Origin of the sequence: Deinococcus apachensis DSM 19763, from assembly GCF_000381345.1 — a bacterium.
Taxonomy (GTDB): Bacteria; Deinococcota; Deinococci; order Deinococcales; family Deinococcaceae; genus Deinococcus; species Deinococcus apachensis.
The window spans coordinates 36947-54758 of record NZ_KB906400.1 but is presented as its reverse complement, the minus strand read 5'-3'; the positions used below and the strand labels follow the sequence as shown (position 1 = coordinate 54758).

Sequence of the window (17812 nt, the reverse complement as noted above, 5' to 3'; positions counted from 1 at the left end):
CAGAAGGGGAAGGCTCACCGGGTCCCTTCTCCCAATGCTGGTCGTGCTGGTGGTCGCCGTCCTGCTCTACCTCCCCCTGATGCTGTGGGCGAATGTCGGCCCGGCGTCGCGGGCGCTGGCGAGCGGGGCGGACCTGGGATGCCCCAACGCGATTGCTTGCGCCACTCAATTGAGAAACCCGGTGCTGCCCGCGCCGGGGCAACTCGTGCAGGGGTTCCGCTCCCTCAGCGTGCCGCCCACCGCCCCCACCTCCGCGCCGTACAACGCCGTCGTGACAGGCGGGGAAACGCTGCTGGGGCTGGTCCTGGCGACCGGGCTGGGGCTGGTCCTGGCGGCGTTGCTGGTGCTGAGCCGGTCGTTCGAGCGGGCCACCCTGCCCTGGCTGGTCGCGTCCCAGACGGTGCCCATCGTCGCCATCGCGCCCATGCTGGCGGTGCTGCTGGGGCAGTACGGGGTGCAGGGTTTCCTGCCCAAGGCGCTCATCGCCGCGTACATCGCTTTTTTCCCCGTCGCGGTGGGGATGAGCCGGGGGTTGCGGAGCCCGGACGCGCTGCAACTCGACCTGATGCGGACGTATAGCGCCTCGCCGGGGCGGGTGTTCGTCCAGCTCCGGCTGCCCGCCAGCCTGCCGTACCTCTTCACGGCGCTCAAGGTGGCGGTGACGGCGGCCCTGGTGGGCAGCATCGTGGCGGAGATCAGCACCATCTCCTTTTCGGGGCTGGGCAAGATGCTCGCCGAGAACTCACGGGCGTCGGACACCATCGCGCTGTGGGTCATCATGGCCTACGGGGCGGTGCTGGGGGTGGGGCTGGTCGCGCTGGTCGGCCTTCTCGAAAGGGTGGTGACGCCGTGGCGAGCGGGGCGGTGACGTGGCGCGGGGCGGTCCGCCGTCCGGGGCTGGGGGCGGCACTCCCGCTGGTGCTGAGTACCCTTGGCCTGCTGGGACTCGCCGCCGGGCTGACCCGGTTGGGAACCGCCCCCGAGCGCCCGCTGCCCTGGCTGCTGGGGGTGCTGGCGCTGCTGCTCCTGGGCGTCCTCGGCATCCGTGCGGCGGCACAGGGAGAAGGACGGGCGGCCCGGTTCCTTCCCGCCGCCCTCACAGGGTTGCTCGCCGTGCTGGCGGTCGAGGTCCTGCTGCGGGCCTATGGCGTTCCGGCGGGCCTGATCCCCACCCCCAGCCGCGTGCTCGTCGCGCTCTGGGAGGCGCGGACGGTGCTTCTTCAGGACACCTTCTCCACCTTCGTGCTGGAAGCGCTGCTGGGCTTCGTCGTTGGGGCGTTGATCGGTCTGATCCTCGCGCTGCTGGTGGTGCGCTTCCGCTTCCTCGAACGCGGGCTGTTGCCCTACGCGGCCCTCTTCAGCTCGGTGCCCATCGTGGCCCTCGCCCCGGTGGTGGTGAAAGCATTGGGGCTGGAGTGGCCGAGCAAGATGGTCGTCGTGGCGATCACGGTGCTGTTTCCGGTCGTCGTGAACGCCGTGCGCGGCCTGCAAGCGGCGCAGCCCCTGCACCTCGACCTGCTGCACACCTACGCGGCGAGCCCCTCGCAGACCTTTCGGAACGTCCGGGTGCCCACCGCGCTCCCCTTCGTCTTCAACGCCCTCAAGGTGGGGAGCACCCTCGCCCTGATCTCGGCCATCGTGGCGGAGTTTTTCGGCACGACCGGGCACGGGCTGGGTTTCCGCATCCAGATCGAGGTCGGGCGGTTCAACCTCGCCGTCGTGTGGGCGGCCATCGTGCTGGCGAGCGTGGTGGGGCTGGCGTTCTTCGGGCTGATCAGCGTGCTGGAGCGGCGGTTCGCGCCGGTGCCGGAGAACTCGTGAAGGAGTGTTGGAAGGACCTTTTTCTTAGGCGCCTTGCCTGTTCGTCCCCTCCGCAGGGGAGCTCTGGAAGTCCCCGCCTCCCTGCTTGAAGGGGGAGGAGCAATAAGAGAACGCCTGTCTCCCCGCCTTTCTTCTCCCCCTGGAGGAACCATGAAACATTCCAAGCTGACCGCCGCCGTCACCGCCGTCCTCGCGGCCGCTCTGCTCGCCCCCGGCGCTCATGCCCAGAAACTCGTGCCCGTCAAGGTGCAACTCAAATGGTTCCCGCAGGCGCAGTTCGCGGGCTTTTTCGTGGCGCAGGCGAAGGGCTACTACAAGGCCGAGGGGCTGGACGTGCAGTTCCTGCCCACCGGGGACCAGTCGCCGATCCAGACGGTGGCGACGGGGACCGCCGACTTCGGCACGACCTGGATCACCGACCTGCTGACCGCCCGGGCGCAGGGCATCCCGGTGGTCCATATCGCGCAGCTGTTCCAGAAGAGCGGCTATACCCTGGTCGCCCTGAAGAGCAGCAACATCACCAAGCCGCAGGACTTCAAGGGCAAGCGGGTGGGCGTGTGGCCCAGCGGCAACGAGTACCCGGCGGTGGCGCTGCTCAAGAAGTACGGCATGACGACCAGCCTCGACAGCACCGTGAGCAACCCCAGCGTGCAGGCGGTGACCTACCCCTTCGACCCCAGCATCGTCTTCCCCGACAAGGTGGACCTGGTGTCGGCGATGACCTACAACGAGATCGACCAGATCGTGGGGCTGGGGTACAGCCTCGACAAGCTGCGGATTTTCCGCACCGCCGACTACGGCATCAACCTGCTGGAAGACCTGATGTTCACCACCGACCGCACCCTGAAGACGGCCAACTTCAAGGGCAGCGGCCAGAGCGGGCAGCAGATTGCCGCCAAACTGGTGCGCGCCACCTTAAAGGGCTGGAACTACGCGGTCACCCACCAGGCCGAGGCCGTGAACATCGTCCTGCCGCTGTGCGGCAACACCTGCAAGGGCAGCGGCACCCGCGCGGACGCCAAGTCGCACCAGACCTGGCAGATGGCCGAGGTCGCCAAGCTCTACAACACTGGGCCGACGACCCGGGGCCAGGCGGGCTACCTCGATCCCACCGTTTACCGCAACAACGTGGCCCTCCTCAAGAGCCTGGGCATCCTCAAGGCCGATCCCGACGCGGGCGCCGTGACCTACAGCGTGTGGGAGGCCGCGACCGGGAAGAAGGCGGCGCGGTGAGTGGGGGAGAGGTGGCGGAGACCACCCCGACCGGGCTCAAGCCTGCCCGCACCGTGGCCGAGCTGAAAGAGTTGCGGCGGCTGACCGGCGACGAGAACGGCGCCCAGCGGGTCGCTTTCACCGACACCTGGCTGCGGGCCCGGGAGTTCCTGAAAGAACGCCTCGCCGAGCTTCCCGTGGAGGTCCATCAGGACCCCGCCGGAAACCTGTGGGCCACGCTGAGGGGCGAGTCCGAGCGTGAACTGCTCATCGGCGGCCACCTCGACAGCGTGCCGAACGGGGGGTGGCTCGACGGCTGCCTCAACGTGCTCGCCGGGCTGGAAGTGCTGCGGCGCGTGAACAGCCAGTACGGAGGCCGCCCGCCCGTCACCCTGCGTCTGGTGGACTGGGCCGACGAGGAGGGAGCGCGCTTCGGACGGAGCCTGTATGGGTCCAGCGCGGCGAGCGGGCACCTCGAGGTGGCCGAGATGGCAAAGTTGACCGACCGGGATGGGGTGAGCCTGGGCGCCGCGCTGGAACGGATGGGGGTGAGGCTGGAGGACGCTCCACAAGCGCGCCAGGAACTCAAGAACGCCGCCGCCTATCTCGAACTGCACATCGAGCAGGGGCCGGTATTGGAAGGGTTGGAATTGCCTCTCGGCGCGGTGCTCGGCACGGTGGGCGTCGAGCGCCACGTCCTGACCTTCCACGGGCAGGCGGCGCACTCGGGGAGCACGCCGATGAACGTCCGGCGTGACGCCTTCCTGGCGGCGGCGCGGCTGGGGCAGGAAATCTACGCCACCGCCGAGCGGCACGGCGGCGTGTGCACGATTGGCAGCGTCAAGACGTGGCCCGGCATCGTGACGAGCGTGGTGGAGCGGTGCGAGATCACCCTGGACCAGCGGCACCTGGATGCCGATAAATTGGCGGCGATGTGGCAGGACGCGCGGGAGGCCGCCGAGCGGTTCGCGGAGGAAGGCGGCTGCACCGTCGAGTTCGGCAACTTGTGGAACATCGAGCCCATCCCCTTCCACCCCGACCTGATCGACGCGGCGGAGGCGGCGATCCTGGAGACGGTGCCGACAAGTCACCGCCTGCCCAGCGGCCCACTGCACGACGCGGCGGAGGTGGCCCGCGCCGGGGTGCCCACCGTCATGATGTTCGTGCAGAGCCTGCGGGGCATCAGCCACAACAAGATTGAGGACACGCGGGAGGAGCACATCATGCAGAGCGTGGAAGCCTTCGACCGGCTGGCGAGTCGGGCGATGGAGTGGGTGGCGGGACGGTAGTGGTGGATGGCCCCACGTCCTTTCCGGAGTTGAACGGCATTCTGGCGTCCTATGTCGAGGGTGCCCGGCGGGTGCTCGGCCCGAACTTCGTGGGCGCCTACCTGACCGGCTCGTTCGCGCTGGGGGATGCGGACGCGGGAAGTGACGTGGACTTTCTGATCGTCGTGCGTGAGCTGCTGGGAGAGGAGCAGGCGCAAGACGTTCAGACCATGCACCGCGAGGTGTACGACCGGCCCTCGCACTGGGCGAAGCATCTGGAAGGCTCGTACTTCCCGGCGGACCTGCTGCGCCGCCCCGACCCGGCCCGCACCCCGGTCCCCTACTTCGACCACGGCAGCCGCGACCTGCAATTCTCCGATCACGACAACACCCTGGTCGTCCGCTGGGTCACGCGCGAGCACGGTCTTGCCCTCGCCGGGCCGCCGCCGCGGGAACTGATCGACCCGGTGAACCCGGACGACCTGCGTGCCGAGGTGCGGACCATCCTGAACCAGTGGGGCCGCGCGCTGCTGGGCGAATCGGAGGACACTTCGAGGGGCTGGGCCTGGACCCCGGACGGCCTGGACAACGACTGGCTGCAACCCCTCGTGGTCCTCCTGATGACCCGGATGCTGCAGACCCTGGACACTGGCGCGGTGTATTCCAAGAAGGCGGCGGTGGCCTGGGCGGAACGTCACGCCCCCGAGTGGGCGCCGCTCCTCGGGCGCGCCTGGGCCAAGCACGCCGACCAGTTCACGCGGTATCAGCGGCCTGCGGACCCGCAGGACCTCGCCCTCACCCGCGACTTCATCCGCTTCGCCCTGAACCACCCTCTCGCCCTCATGCCGGACGCCTGACTGCCTATGTTGCCCACCCTGCGCGAACTCCTCACCCTCCCGGCCTTCGCGGGCGCGGAGGTGCTGAGCGGGCACGCCCGGCTGGGGGAGCCCGTGACCTGGGTGCACGTCTCGGAAATTCCCGACGCGGCCCGCTTTCTGAGTGGGGGAGAACTGCTGCTGTCGGTGGGCGCCCCCCTGGCCCACGCGGGGGAGGGGGCGGGCCACGATTACGTCCGCTCGTTGGCGGAGCGCGGGGCGAGCGGGCTGGCCCTCGAACTCGTGCGGGAGCTGCGGGAGCCCCCGCCCGCCGTGCTCGGCGCCGCCCGGCTCTACGACTTCCCGCTGCTCGTGTTCCGGCAGGAGGTCAACTTCGCCCAGCTCACCCGGGCGGCCCACGCCCGCATCCTGCGCCAGCCTGCCGGGCACGGGGAACCCAGCCTCGCGCCCCTCCTCGACGCCCTGGCCGAGACGGGGCGCAGCCGGGCCTTTCTGGAGGCGCAGCTCGGTCCCCTGCTTGCCCTCCCCACCCGGGCGCGGGTGACCCTGATCGGCACCCTGGCCGCCCTGCTGGAGACGAACTTCAACATGGCCGAGTCTGCCCGGCGGCTGGGCGTGCGCCGTCAGACCGTGTACTACCGCCTCGAACAGTTGCGCGCGATGCTGGGTGACCTGGACTCTCCCCGGCGGCAACTCGGCCTCCACCTCGCCCTCGAACTCAGCCGCAGCGAGGTGGCGGAGGCGGTGCCGATGCCCACGGAGCGTGAGACCCGAGGCCTCTCACAACGCGGCGTGAGCGCTAGCAACGCCCGCCAGGAGGTTGGGAGGGGTGGAGGAACAAATCTTGGGGGTGATCGAGACCCTACCTGAACACAGACATTGCGCGATGTCCCTGTCCTTCAAGGGGAATGATCTGCTCAGGAGGAAACGCGCGTGACGGAGACCGCAGCATCAAAGCGCCGTGAACAATGGATGGCCAGGCTCGGGCAACGCCTGGAGGCGCTGGTGAAGTCCCTGGAACGGCAGCCCGGAGCGCTCGCCCTGCTCGGTCTGGGCTCCACAGGTATCCACGGCGAGCGCCTGGACGAGTACTCCGACCTGGACTTCTTCGTCGTGGTGGAGGAGAGCACGCGGGAACGCTTCCTGCGGGACATCGAGTGGTTACGGGGGGCGGCGCCCATCATCTACAACTTCGAAAACAGCCAGCATGGGCGAAAGGTCTTGTTTCACGACGGGGTGTTTGCGGAGTACGCCGTGTTCACCGAGAAAGAACTCGCTGCCGTGGCTGAACCGTCCATGCGGGTGATCTGGTCGCGTGACCCCGGGCGGGATTGGAGTGGGGTGCGGACGAGACACGTCCCGATGAACGGGGGTCACGAGCAGGCGGACTACCACCTGAACGAAGCGGTCACCAATCTTTTTGTCGGGCTGCTGCGTGACCGGCGCGGGGAAAGGTTGACAGCCATGCGCTTCATTCAGGTCTACGCGGTGGACCGGGTGCTGTCCATACAGGCTGTGCGTGATGGGACGGGGGAGCGGCGCGACCCGTACGGGGTGGAGCGGCGGGCCGAACAGTGGGCGGCGCACGTGCCGCTGGCGTCGTTCTGCCCGGGGTACGAGTGCAACGCCCAGGCGGCGCGGGCGATCCTCAACTGGCTGGAGGAGCATGAGTCGCCCCCCGGGGTGATGGTCGGGGCGATTCGGTCACTGCTCGCTGGAGGGCATCCGGGCGGGTGAATCAAGTCCGGAGGAGCTGGGCCTTAGACACTCTGTCTCTTGGCACGACCGCACCTGAAACCTAGGATCAGGTCGTCCACAATCATTTCGCCCGCGTGGCCCAGAGGAGGCACCCATGCCGGAAGCTCATCCCGACACCCAGCAGGTCATCGCCGAGAACCGCGAGTACACCCTCTTCTCGTGGAGTGTGCAGGGGCAGGCCAATCCTATCCACATGGTGGGCGGCAAGGGCAGCCACTTCTACGACGGGGACGGGAACACCTGGCTCGACTTCTCCTCGCAGCTCATCAATATCAACGTGGGGCACCAGCATCCCAAGGTCTTGCAGGCCATCAAGGACCAGGTGGACCAGATGTGCTTCGCCGGGCCGAGTTTCGCCACCGACGTGCGCGCGGAGCTGGGCAAGAAGCTCGCCGAGGTCACCGGCCTCGCCAAGAGCTTTTTCACCCTGGGCGGCTCCGAGGCGAACGAGAACGCCATCAAGATGGCGAAGCTCTACACCGGGCGGGACAAGATCATCACCCGCTACCGCTCCTACCATGGGGCGACGATGGGCTCCATGAGCGCCTCGGGCGATCCTCGGCGCTGGCCGGTGGAGCCGGGGATCCCCGGCATCGTGCGGGTGTTCGACCCCTACATGTACCGCCCGCCGATGGGAGGCAGCGCCGAGGAGTGGGAGGACGGCTGCATCACCCACATCGAGGAGGTCATCCAGCTCGAAGGCCCCCAAACCATCGCGGCGATGCTGGTGGAGGGCATCACCGGAAGCAACGGCCTGCTGATCCCGCCCGACAGCTACTACCCCCGGCTGCGGGCACTGCTCGACAAGTACGGCATCCTCCTGATCGACGACGAGGTGATGAGCGGCTTCGGGCGCACCGGCAAGTGGCTCGCCACCCAGCATTACGGCATCGTGCCCGACATCGTGACCTGCGCCAAGGGCCTCACGAGCGGCTACATGCCGCTGGGCGCCGTCATCGTGAACCAGAAGATCGCCGACCACTTCGAGAACCACTTCCTGGCGGGCGGCCTGACCTACAGCGGTCATCCGGTGTCCCTCGCCGCCGCCATCGCCAACCTCAAGGTGTACGAGGAGGAGAACCTCTTCGAGCATACGTTGGAGCTGGGAGCCTACCTGGGCGAGCGCCTGGAGGCCATGAAGCGCAAGTACGCCTGCGTGGGCGACGTCCGATACATCGGCCTCTTCAGCGTCCTGGAGCTGGTGAAGGACAAGAGGACGAAGGAGCCGCTGGCCCCCTTCAACGGCACCTCGCCGGAGATGGCGCGGCTGACCTCCCACATCAAGTCCAAGCACGTCTACGCCTTCAGCCGCTTCAACATGGTCTGGGTCTGCCCGCCCCTCGTGATCACGAAGGAGGAGCTGGACGCCGGGCTCGACGTGTACGAGGAGGCGCTGGCCCTGGTGGACGAGATGATCGGGGCGCCAGTGGCGGCGGACTGAAGGGGCCGGTCTTTCCCGCGTCCCCCGGAGGAGCGCTCGTGACCTTTCTGGACGTCTACCCGCTGATCACCACGCCGGACCTCACCGAGGTGCGGAGCTTCTACCCGCGCTGGTTCGAGGCCACCCTCTCCTTCGATTCGAGTTGGTTCGTGCTGTTCACGCTGCCCGGGGAGCGGCCCTTCAGCCTGGCCTTCATGTCGCCCGACCACCCTTCCCGCCCGCCCGGCCCAGAGCCCTTCGGCGGTCTGGGCATGATCCTCACGTTGCAGGTGGCCGACGCGGCGGTGCTGTACGAACGGCTGCGCGACGGCGGCCTCACTCCCTACCACCCGCTGTGCGATGAGCCGTGGGGCCAGCGGCGCTTCATGGTCCGCGACCCGGCGGGCCTGCTGCTCGACGTGGTGGAGCAGACCGAACCCTCGCCGGGATTCTGGGACGCCTACCTCCCCGATCACCTGCCCACCCCCTGAAAGGACACCCATGACCAGCACCGCCGAACCGTCCACCCAACAGGCCGCCGTCCAGACCCTCACCCACTGGCTCTCGGGCGCACCCGCCGAGGGCACTTCTGGGCGCACCGCTCCCGTCTACAACCCCGCGACCGGCCAGGTGCAGGCCCTCGTGCCCCTCGCCAGCCGCGCCGAGGTGGACCACGCGGTCGAACTCGCCACCGCCGCCGCCAGAAGCTGGCGGGCCGCGCCCCTGGGCAAGCGGGCCGAGGTTCTCTTCCGCTTCCGCGACCTGCTCGACCGCCGACGGGAAGACCTGGCGCGCATCCTGACCCGCGAGCACGGCAAGGTTCATGCCGACGCGCTGGGCGAGATCGCCCGGGGCATCGAGAACGTGGAGTACGCCTGTGGGGTGCCCAACCTCCTCAAGGGCGGCTATTCCGAGCAGGCGAGCAGCGGGGTGGACGTGTACTCCATCCAGCAGCCGCTCGGGGTGGTGGCGGGGATCACGCCCTTCAACTTCCCGGCCATGGTGCCGCTGTGGATGATGGCGAACGCCCTGGCCTGCGGGAACGCCTTCATCCTTAAGCCCAGCGAGAAGGACCCCAGCGCGAGCCTCTTCCTGGCGGAGTTGCTGAGGGAGGCGGGGCTGCCCGACGGCGTGTTCAGCGTCGTCCACGGGGACAAGGAGGCGGTGGACGCCCTGCTGGAGCACCCCGGCATTGCCGCCGTGAGCTTCGTGGGGAGCACGCCCATCGCCCGCAGCATCTACCAGAAGGGGACGGCGCACGGCAAGCGGGTGCAGGCCCTCGGAGGAGCGAAGAACCACATGCTCGTCCTCCCCGACGCCGATGTGGGCATGGCTGCCGACGCCGCCGTCTCCGCCGCCTACGGCTCGGCGGGCGAGCGGTGCATGGCGATCTCCGTCCTCGTGGCGGTGGGCGGCGTGGGGGACGCCCTCGTGTCGGCCATTCAGGAACGCCTGCCCGCCCTCAAGGTCGGCCCGGGGGACCAGCCCGGCAACGAGATGGGGCCGCTCATCACCCGCGAGCACCGCGACCGGGTGGCGAGGTACATCGAGAGCGCGCGGGGGCAGGGCGCGACGGTGGTGGTGGACGGGCGCGAGCAACAGTTCGACGGGGACGGCTTCTTCCTCGGCGTGTCGCTCCTCGACCACGTGACCCCCGAGATGGACGCCTACCAGGACGAGATTTTCGGCCCTGTGCTCTGTGTCGTGCGCGCGAACAGCTACGACGAGGGCCTGAAACTCATCAACGAGAACCAGTACGGCAACGGCACCGCCATCTTCACCCGTGACGGTGGGGCGGCCCGGCGCTTCCAGTTCGAGGTCGAGGTCGGCATGGTCGGGATCAACGTGCCGATTCCCGTGCCCGTGGCGTATTACTCCTTCGGCGGCTGGAAGGCGAGCCTCTTCGGGGACAGCCACATGTACGGGCCGGAGGGGATCAAGTTCTACACGCGCAGTAAGGTGGTGACTTCGCGCTGGCCCGATCCCGCGAGCAGCAAGGTGGACCTGGGGTTCCCGCAGAACAGGTAGGCGCGGGCCACGGCGAGCCCGGCTGACGGGGAGCGGCCCTGGCCCTCGCGGGTCAGGTGCTCCGGACCACGCCGCCGTGGACCTGCTGGTGCAGCGGGGACTCGCCGGGCGGCGCGAGCGTGGGGGCCCTGACCTGGCCTCAGGTTCGAGGCCGCACGTCCGCTGCCGAGGTCTTCATGCCGACACGGAGCCCGGGCGAACGGGAGCAAGAGCGGGCCCGCTGGTGGGAGCAGGCCGCCGCCCTGCCCGCCGGGTGAGCCTCAGCCGAGCGGGCGCCCACCGTCCACCGGAATGATGCAGCCCGTGCTGAAGGTGAGGTGCGTGGCGGCGGCGAGCACGGCTTGGGCGACCTCCTGGGGGCGGGCGATGCGGCCCAGCGGCGTGCGGGCGGCCTGGGCCGCGATCAGCTCGGGCGGCATTCGCTGCGCGTACTCGCCGTCCACCCAGCCGGGCGAGATGCTGAGGACCCGGATGTCGGGGGCAAGCGCCCGGCCCAGGCTGCGGGTCATGGAGTCGAGGGCCGCCTTGCTCGCGCAGTAGGCCACGTTGCTGCCCAACCCGGTCTGCCCCGCGACCGAGCTGATGTTGACGACCAGCCCCTCGCCCGACACCCGCAGCAGCGGCGCGAAGGCCCGCACGCAGGCGAAGGCCCCTCGCACGTTGACCTGGAAGATGGTGTCGATCCACTCGTCCGTGAGGCCCTCGAGGTCCGCGTGCGGCACCGGCGTGGTCACCCCGGCGTTGTTGACGAGCAGGTCGAGGCGGCCCTCCCGTTCACGCACGCTCCCGGCAGCCTCGGCCAGCGTGGCGCTGTCGTCCACCCGGGTGAGCAGGGCGCGGTGCGCTCCGCCTCCCGGCAGCCGCGCCGCCAGCTCGACTGCCCGCCCCTCGCCCCCCGCGTACCCGACGAGCACCGTCGCGCCCGCCCAGGCCAGCGCCTCGCAGATCGCCGTGCCGATGCCGCCCGCCCCACCGGTGACGAGCGCCACGCGCCCGGTCAGGTCACCCGTGGCCGTCACGGCGGCGCCCCCCTCACGGTGCCGCGCCAGACCAATTCGCCGGGGTGCAGGCGGGGGCTGGCCCCGGGCCGCGGGTCGTCGAGGGCGCGCAGGGCATCCTCGATCATGGCCTCCAGCGGCTGGCGGATGGTGGTGAGGCGGTAGGCCACCCGCCCGCCCTCCTGAATGCCGTCGAAGCCGATCACGCTGACGTCCTCGGGCACCCGCCGCCCCAGCAGGCGCAGGGCGTCGAGCACCCCGATGGCGACGATGTCGTTGGCCCCGAAGATGGCGTCCGGGTGCTCTCCCGCCGCGTGCAGGTCGAGGGTGGCCTGGAAGCCCCAGTCGTAGTGAAACGCGCGGGCGGGCGCGGCGACCGGGCTCAGGCCCACCCCCTCCAGCCACCCGGCGAAGCCCCGCAACCGGTCCTGATGGGTCGAGGTCTCCGGGTCGCCGCCGATGAAGGCGAGCCGCCGGGCCCCGCTGCCGTACAGAATCTGCGCGGCCAGCCGTCCCCCGGCGTGGTTGTCGCAGGCCACCGAGAGCAGGTCGTCGTGGCCAGGCAGGCGCCGGTTGAAGAGCAGCACCGGGATGCCCCCCCTGGACACGTCCCCCAGGCTGGGCGGGGTGCTGTTCAGGCGGGTGGGAAAGACGATGGCCGCCTCAATCTGGTAGGCCCGCGCGGCGTCGAGCGTCTCCTGCACGTCGCGCCCGGCGTCGTGGGTCAGGAGCAGCGCCCTCTGACCCCGCGCCTCCAGCGCCTGCGCCATCTGGGAGAGCGCCTGGGGGTAGAAGGGGTTGTGCAGGTCCCCCACGATCAGGGCCACGATCCCGCTGCGGCGGGTGGAGAGGCTGCGGGCCAGCGCGTTCGGGCGGTAGCCCAGCCGCTCGGCGGCCTCCAGCACCCTCCGGCGCGTCTCCGGGCTGATGCGCGCTCCCGGCGTGAAGGCCCGCGACACCGCCGACTGCGACACGCCCGCCTCCCGCGACACGTCGATGGACGTGACACGGTGATCGGGAAGTGCGGGGGGCCTGTTCATGGGCGCTGTTCAGGATAGGGGACGCGGGGCGAAGCTGCCCTGGCCGCGTCTTCAGGTCGCCGCCTTCACCGCGGCGGCCTCGCCGTACCGCTCGACGCGCAGGTCCGCCTGCCGCTGGTGGCCCGCGAAGCCCTCCACCCCGCAGATCACCGAGCAGTGCCGCCCGACGATCACGCTGGCCTCCGGGGTGGCCCGCTGGTAGGTGACGGTCTTGAGGAACTTGCCCACCCACAGCCCGCCCGTATAACGCGCCGCCCGGCCCGTGGGCAGGATGTGGTTGGTCCCGATCGCCTTGTCGCCGTAGGCCACGTTGGTTTCCGGACCCAGGAAGAGGGAGCCGTAGTTGGTCATCCGCTCCAGGAAATAATTCGGGTCGCGGGTGAGCACCTGCACGTGCTCACTGGCGATCTCGTCCGCCACCCGCACCATCTCCTCGTCCGACTCCGCGAGGAGGACCTGGCCGTAGTCGCGCCAGGCCCGCCCGGCGACCTCGGCGGTGGGCAGGCGGGCGAGCTGGCGCTCGATCTCGGGCACCACCGCCCGCGCCAGCGCCTCCGAGGTCGTGAGCAGCACCGCCGGACTGTTCGGCCCGTGCTCGGCCTGGCCCAGCAGGTCGGTGGCGACCATCTCCGCGTCGGCGGAGGCGTCGGCGATCACCAGCGTCTCGGTCGGCCCCGCGAGGAGGTCGATGCCCACCTGGCCGAACAGTTGCCGCTTGGCCTCGGCCACGTAGGCGTTGCCGGGGCCGACGAGCATGTCCACGGCGGGAATACTTTGGGTGCCCAGGGCGAGCGCGGCCAGGGCCTGCACCCCCCCCATGATGTAGATTTCGTCCGCTCCGGCGAGGTGCATGGTCGCCACCGTGGCCGGGTAGGGCTGCCCGTCCTTGGGCGGGGTCACGGCGGCCACCCGCCCCACCCCCGCGACCTTGGCCGTCGCCACGCTCATGATCGCGCTGGCGACCATCGGGTAGCGCCCGCCCGGCACGTAGCACGCCACGCTGTTCACCGGCAGGATGCGGTGGCCTAGGGTCACGCCCGGCAGCGTCTCGACCTCCAGGTCGTGAACGGACGCCCGCTGCGCCCGCGCGAACGTCCGCACCTGCTCCAGCGCGAAGCGGATGGACGCGAGCTCCTCCTCGGGAACCTGGGCGACCAGGGCTTCGATCTGCTCCCCACTCAGGCGGAAGGAGGGCGGGTTCCAGCCGTCGAAGCGCGCGGACAGTTCGCGCAGGGCCGCGTCGCCCCGCATCCGCACGTCCTCAATGATGCCGCGCACGGTCTGCTCGACCTCGCCGCGAACTTGGAGTTGCGCTTGGGGACTCATGCCGGGCTTCAGGGTGCGTGCCATCGGGGTCTCCTCTCCGGATGTGGGGTTCAGTAGCTGGTCGGGGGTGCCGGGGTGGGCTGCTGGCCGCGCAGTTCGCCCAGCACGGCGCGGGCGGCCCCAGCCAGCAGGGCCAGGTCGGACCCGGGGGTCACGAAGCGGTAGCCGAGGTCCATCGCGGCGCGGGCCAGTTCGGCGCCGGGGGTGAAGATGCCGGGAATCAGGCCCCGGCGCAGGGTTTCCTGGGCGATGCGCGCCACCGCCCCGGCGGGCTCACCCCCGCGGAAGTCGAGGGTGGCGCGGCCGGTGAGGCTCAGGCTGAGGTCGCCCGGACCGACGAACACACCGCTGAGCCCGGGGGTGTCGAGGATGGCTTCGAGATTCCCCAGGGCCTCCCCCGTCTCGATCATGGCGAACACCAGCGTGTCCAGATCGGCGCGCACGCCGTAATCGTCGCCGTACACCAGCCGGGCGCGGGTGGGGCCGAAACTCCGGCCCCCCCGGGGCGGGTAGCGGCAGGCCTGGACGAGGGCGCGGGCCTGCCCCGGCGTGTCGATCATGGGGCAGATCACCCCGGCGGCCCCGGCGTCCAGGGCGCGCATCAGGTCGGGCGGGTGCAGCCAGGGAACGCGTACGAGGGGGACGGCGGGCGTGGCCGCGATGGCTTCCAGCGTGGCGACGAGCCCACCCTCCCCGATCAGGCCGTGTTGCAGGTCCACCGTGAGGGCGTCGTAGCCCGCGTGCCCCATCACCTCCGCGCTCACCCCGCCGGGCAGGTGCAGCCAGCCGCCCAGCACCGTCTCCCCGGCGGCGAACCGTTCAGCCAGGCGTGACAGGCCTTCAGGCATGGGCCACCCCGTTCAGAACGTCTGAGATCGCGTCCGGGGCATCCAGCGGCAGGTAGTGCCCCGCGCCCGGCACCACCCGGACGGCGGCGTGGGGATCCAGGGCGTGGAGTTCGGCGGCCAGGTGGGGCGGCGTGACGCGGTCCTCCCCGCCGACCAGCAGGGTCAGCGGCCCGGTGAAGCGGGCCAGGTCGCCCCGGCTGTCGGGGCGCGAGCGCAGCAGGTCGAGCTGTTCCAGGTAGACCTCCGGTCCCACCCGCCGCGCCATCTCCAGCACCTTCTGCCGGTGCGGCCCGCTGGTGTCCGCGATGACCTGCGCCACCTCCTCGAAGTGTCCGGCGCGCACTTGTCCCGCCTGCGCCGCCCAGGTCTCCAACTGAAGCGGGAGGGGCGCGTGCGGGTTGGCGCTGATCAGGGTGAGTCGGGAGAGCCGCTCCGGGACCCGCCGCAGCACCTCGAAGGCGACGATGGCCCCCAGCGAGAAGCCCACGAGGTGCAGCCGCGTCCCGTCCTGCACATCATTCAGGACCTGTTCGGCGGTGTCGGCCAGCGAGCGCCCCCGGACCATGTTCAGCACGTGCGCTCCCCCCGGCACGGCCACATCCGCCCACAGCGCCGCGTCGCAGAGCGTACCCGGCACCAGCACCACCTGGGGCTCTCCCGTCACGGCGCTACTCGTCCCCGAACTGGCCCAGCATCCGGCGTTCGAGTTCGGCGAAGTTCTCCGGCTTGATCATCTTGCCGCGCTCGTCCGCCTCGAAGCCGTACTCCCGGGCCTTGCGGATCACCTCGGGCGCCCAGTAGGGGTCCTTGCCGCCGAAGACCTCGTGCTTCTCGAGCACCGCGAAGATCCAGCTCTCGCCCTCGTCCACCGCCTCGAAGCCGCGCCAGAGCCGGGGCGGCAGGGTCACGTAGTCGAACTCCTCCAGGATGGTCTCGCCGTCCACCCGGTCCTCGTGCTCGCCCCAGTAGAAGCGCCAGCGGCCCCGGAGCGGCAGGAACGACTCGATGTAGTCGTGGGTGTGATAGGCCGGGCCGTTGCCCTGCCGTGCCCGCACCATGCCGATCTGGAAGCCGTGCGGCGTGGTGATGAAGGGCGCGTAGGCGTCGTTCTCGCTGGCGGTGTCCCCGATGATGGCGTAGTTGTGACGCTGGTGCCCCGGAATGATGCTGTCGATGAACATCAGCGGCACGGCGCGGGACCCAAGCTGGGAGAAGCGCACCACGTTGCCGGTCATCACGCCCAGGTCTTCGGCAGGCGGCGCCTTTGGGTTCGAGGTCATGGGAACTCCTGTGCAGGGGGCAGGGGCACTCGTGGGAGCATCCGTCTTGTCCGTGGCGACGGCGGTCCGTGCCCAAGGTCAGCTACGAACCTGAACTTCCTCCGTTGGACGGCTCCTCAGGAGAGGATGTGGCCGGGCAGAGCCTGTGGGGCAGGGGAGACCTCCGGGAATGAGCCGGGAGAGAGCGAACATCCGCCGGGCTACCTCCAACCCAGCAACCTGCTTGCATACGTATTCACACCGTACCCCTGACGGCCGTCCCCGTCAAGCGTTGGGGGCAGGCACTTAACTGGAGCATTGGCCGGGTTCAGCCCTATGGAGACTTAACCGTCTATTTCCGACGATGCTCTTCTCAAAGGAACCCTGCCGCCAGCAAAACGTTCCGCAACTCCTCTCCCCGTGACTGTGAAGGACTTGACAAATTTCGCGCCATATGCTTACGATACGTGCATACGTATGCAAAAGTAAGGAGGGTCCGTCGCACGCCTGGAGCGGCTCGCACCGGCCTGTGGCGCCCTGCGGCTCACCGGTCCCGTCCACATTCTGTTTTGGTCACGCTGACGCGAGGAGGATGCCAGATGGATCACGCACGGAAGGCAATCTGGAGGCGGGCGGGTGGGGCGCTCGTCCTGACGGGGGTGCTGGGCCTGGGGACGCTGGCGGTGCAGGCCCAGGGGGCGACCACCCTCTACGGCCTCAAAGCGGGCAAGCCCTACAACGGCACCAAGCTCAAATTCCTGATCTGCTGCCTGGCGGCCGGGCAATTCGCGCAGCTCAGCAAGATGACCGGCGAGGGCAGCGAATTCCAGAAGCTGACCGGCATCACCGCGCAGTGGGAGAACACGCCCTACGGCGCCCTGCAGCAAAAGGAACTGGTCGAGGCCACCACCGGCGGCACGACCTACGATGTGGTTTCCTGGGTGGACGCCTGGGGTGAGGCGCTCAAGCCGTACCTGCTGCCGCTGAACAGCCGCATCAAGGCGGACAAGATCAATCTCAAGGATTACCCCAACGCCTACATCGAGGCCTCGACCGACAGCAAGGGCAACATCATCGGCATTCCGTTCCGCGGACACCCGCTGGTGCTGTTCTACCGCAAGGACGTGTTCAAGGAACTGGGGCTGCCGGTGCCGCGCACCTGGCAGGCGGCCGTCAGCACCGCCCAGACCATCCAGAAGCGCAAACCGGGCATGGTGGGCTTATCCGCCATGTACGGCGTGAGCGCGGGCCAGAACCTCTTCAGCTGGGTCAGCATGTTGTGGGGCAACGGCGGCGACATCCTCGACAAGAACAACCGCCCGGTCTTCAACAACGCCAAGGGCGTGCAGGCCACCCAACTCTACATCGACATGCTGCGCAAGGACAAAATCGTGCCCGCGGCGGCCACCACCTTCGGCGAGACCGAATCCTCCAACCAGATTCTCCAGGGCAAGGCCGCCATGTGGGTCGGCTGGTGGTGGTACTGGTCGCAGTTCGCCGATCCCAAAACGGTCGCGCCCGCCGTGCTGAACAACGTCGGCTTCGCCCCCGCCCCCGGCTGGGCGGGCGGCACCACCCAGAACTACGCGCTGGTGTGGCCGATCGGCATCTTCAAGAACTCGAAGAATCCCGACGCGGCCTGGGAATTCATCAAGTACGTCACCAACACCGACGTGCAGAAGAAGGTCGCCTCGAACCGCAGCGTTCCGGCCGAGGCCGACAACACCATCGTCACCTTCTCGGGCATGAACGACCCCAAGGTCAACGCGGCCAACGGCGGGATTCCCAAGGTCGGGGCGCAGGCGCTGCGGACCGCGCGCACGCTGCCGCAGGTGCGCTCGTGGGCCGAGATTCAGAGCGTGCTGGAGGTGGGCATCAACAAGATGGCGAACGGGGCCGACGTCAAGGCGACCCTCGACGGCATGGCCCGGGACGTGGACGCCATTCAGAAGCGCGCCGGGTACTACCGGTAGCGGGCGCGGGCCTCAGGGGGCTGGG

17 protein-coding genes are annotated in these 17812 nt (G+C 69.5%); 11 read left to right on the top strand and 6 right to left on the bottom strand.

The features are described from left to right. The first annotated feature begins 34 nt into the window (after positions 1-34). The 10 genes from F784_RS0107120 (at position 35) to F784_RS0107075 (ending at position 10343) form a co-directional block, all read left to right on the top strand. Positions 35-868, top strand: coding sequence for an ABC transporter permease (locus tag F784_RS0107120; RefSeq protein WP_019586032.1), 834 nt, complete (start codon positions 35-37; stop codon positions 866-868). After that, on the top strand, positions 850-1821 hold the full coding sequence (locus F784_RS0107115) for an ABC transporter permease (RefSeq protein WP_019586031.1): 972 nt from the start codon (positions 850-852) through the stop codon (positions 1819-1821). Before F784_RS0107120 ends, F784_RS0107115 begins: the two co-directional genes overlap by 19 nt. A gap of 150 nt (positions 1822-1971) precedes the next feature. Next, on the top strand, positions 1972-3054 hold the full coding sequence (locus F784_RS0107110) for an ABC transporter substrate-binding protein (protein ID WP_019586030.1): 1083 nt from the start codon (positions 1972-1974) through the stop codon (positions 3052-3054). Further along, positions 3051-4322, top strand: coding sequence for a hydantoinase/carbamoylase family amidase (locus F784_RS0107105; RefSeq protein ID WP_019586029.1), 1272 nt, complete (start codon positions 3051-3053; stop codon positions 4320-4322). Before F784_RS0107110 ends, F784_RS0107105 begins: the two co-directional genes overlap by 4 nt. 2 nt (positions 4323-4324) lie before the next feature. After that, the gene (locus F784_RS22480; protein WP_169405656.1) at positions 4325-5158 is read left to right on the top strand and encodes a nucleotidyltransferase domain-containing protein; all 834 of its coding nucleotides are present in this window, start codon (positions 4325-4327) and stop codon (positions 5156-5158) included. A 6-nt stretch (positions 5159-5164) separates the two neighbouring features. Continuing rightward, positions 5165-6007, top strand: a complete 843-nt coding sequence (locus F784_RS22475; RefSeq protein ID WP_083939155.1) for a PucR family transcriptional regulator — start codon at positions 5165-5167, stop codon at positions 6005-6007. Positions 6008-6142: 135 nt separating this feature from the next. Then, positions 6143-6874 carry a hypothetical protein gene (locus F784_RS22470; protein WP_157465104.1) on the top strand — a complete coding sequence of 244 codons (732 nt, stop codon included), beginning with the start codon at positions 6143-6145 and terminating at the stop codon, positions 6872-6874. Between the two features lie 115 nt (positions 6875-6989). After that, entirely contained in the window at positions 6990-8336 is a 1347-nt protein-coding gene (locus F784_RS0107085) for an aminotransferase class III-fold pyridoxal phosphate-dependent enzyme (protein WP_019586026.1), read from the top strand. A gap of 38 nt (positions 8337-8374) precedes the next feature. Further along, positions 8375-8806, top strand: a complete 432-nt coding sequence (locus F784_RS0107080; RefSeq protein WP_019586025.1) for a VOC family protein — start codon at positions 8375-8377, stop codon at positions 8804-8806. A 10-nt stretch (positions 8807-8816) separates the two neighbouring features. Further along, entirely contained in the window at positions 8817-10343 is a 1527-nt protein-coding gene (locus F784_RS0107075) for a CoA-acylating methylmalonate-semialdehyde dehydrogenase (protein ID WP_019586024.1), read from the top strand. A gap of 260 nt (positions 10344-10603) precedes the next feature. On the opposite strand, the gene F784_RS0107070 is transcribed toward F784_RS0107075, so the two are convergent. Genes F784_RS0107070 through F784_RS0107045 form a run of 6 tightly spaced genes read right to left on the bottom strand, consistent with a single transcriptional unit; the run spans position 10604 to position 15835 of the window. Next, on the bottom strand, positions 10604-11362 hold the full coding sequence (locus F784_RS0107070; protein ID WP_019586023.1) for an SDR family NAD(P)-dependent oxidoreductase: 759 nt from the start codon (positions 11360-11362) through the stop codon (positions 10604-10606). Then, positions 11359-12381: a LacI family DNA-binding transcriptional regulator gene (locus F784_RS0107065; RefSeq protein WP_019586022.1), complete on the bottom strand. Its 1023-nt coding sequence runs from the start codon at positions 12379-12381 to the stop codon at positions 11359-11361. Before F784_RS0107065 ends, F784_RS0107070 begins: the two co-directional genes overlap by 4 nt. 51 nt (positions 12382-12432) lie before the next feature. Continuing rightward, entirely contained in the window at positions 12433-13731 is a 1299-nt protein-coding gene (gene hisD / locus F784_RS0107060) for a histidinol dehydrogenase (RefSeq protein WP_019586021.1), read from the bottom strand. 26 nt (positions 13732-13757) lie between these two features. After that, positions 13758-14555: an HpcH/HpaI aldolase family protein gene (locus F784_RS0107055; protein WP_019586020.1), complete on the bottom strand. Its 798-nt coding sequence runs from the start codon at positions 14553-14555 to the stop codon at positions 13758-13760. Continuing rightward, positions 14548-15219: an alpha/beta fold hydrolase gene (locus F784_RS0107050; RefSeq protein ID WP_026332333.1), complete on the bottom strand. Its 672-nt coding sequence runs from the start codon at positions 15217-15219 to the stop codon at positions 14548-14550. The genes F784_RS0107055 and F784_RS0107050 overlap by 8 nt, the downstream gene beginning before the upstream one ends. 4 nt (positions 15220-15223) lie before the next feature. Beyond that, positions 15224-15835: a cupin domain-containing protein gene (locus F784_RS0107045; RefSeq protein ID WP_019586018.1), complete on the bottom strand. Its 612-nt coding sequence runs from the start codon at positions 15833-15835 to the stop codon at positions 15224-15226. A gap of 578 nt (positions 15836-16413) precedes the next feature. On the opposite strand from F784_RS0107045, the gene F784_RS0107040 reads away from it, so the two are divergent. Further along, complete coding sequence (locus F784_RS0107040) at positions 16414-17787, top strand: ABC transporter substrate-binding protein (RefSeq protein ID WP_019586017.1); 1374 nt, start codon at positions 16414-16416, stop codon at positions 17785-17787. Positions 17788-17812: the final 25 nt, after the last annotated feature.

Bases quoted from the DNA above. Each gene is read 5' to 3' on its own strand.
- F784_RS0107120 (WP_019586032.1), top strand. From the start codon at position 35: ATGCTGGTCGTGCTGGTGGTCGCCGTCCTGCTCTACCTCCCCCTGATG.
- F784_RS0107110 (WP_019586030.1), top strand. From the start codon at position 1,972: ATGAAACATTCCAAGCTGACCGCCGCCGTCACCGCCGTCCTCGCGGCC.
- F784_RS22475 (WP_083939155.1), top strand. From the start codon at position 5,165: ATGTTGCCCACCCTGCGCGAACTCCTCACCCTCCCGGCCTTCGCGGGC.
- F784_RS0107085 (WP_019586026.1), top strand. From the start codon at position 6,990: ATGCCGGAAGCTCATCCCGACACCCAGCAGGTCATCGCCGAGAACCGC.
- F784_RS0107075 (WP_019586024.1), top strand. From the start codon at position 8,817: ATGACCAGCACCGCCGAACCGTCCACCCAACAGGCCGCCGTCCAGACC.
- F784_RS0107065 (WP_019586022.1), bottom strand. From the start codon at position 12,381: ATGAACAGGCCCCCCGCACTTCCCGATCACCGTGTCACGTCCATCGAC.
- hisD (WP_019586021.1), bottom strand. From the start codon at position 13,731: ATGGCACGCACCCTGAAGCCCGGCATGAGTCCCCAAGCGCAACTCCAA.
- F784_RS0107055 (WP_019586020.1), bottom strand. From the start codon at position 14,555: ATGCCTGAAGGCCTGTCACGCCTGGCTGAACGGTTCGCCGCCGGGGAG.
- F784_RS0107045 (WP_019586018.1), bottom strand. From the start codon at position 15,835: ATGACCTCGAACCCAAAGGCGCCGCCTGCCGAAGACCTGGGCGTGATG.
- F784_RS0107040 (WP_019586017.1), top strand. From the start codon at position 16,414: ATGGATCACGCACGGAAGGCAATCTGGAGGCGGGCGGGTGGGGCGCTC.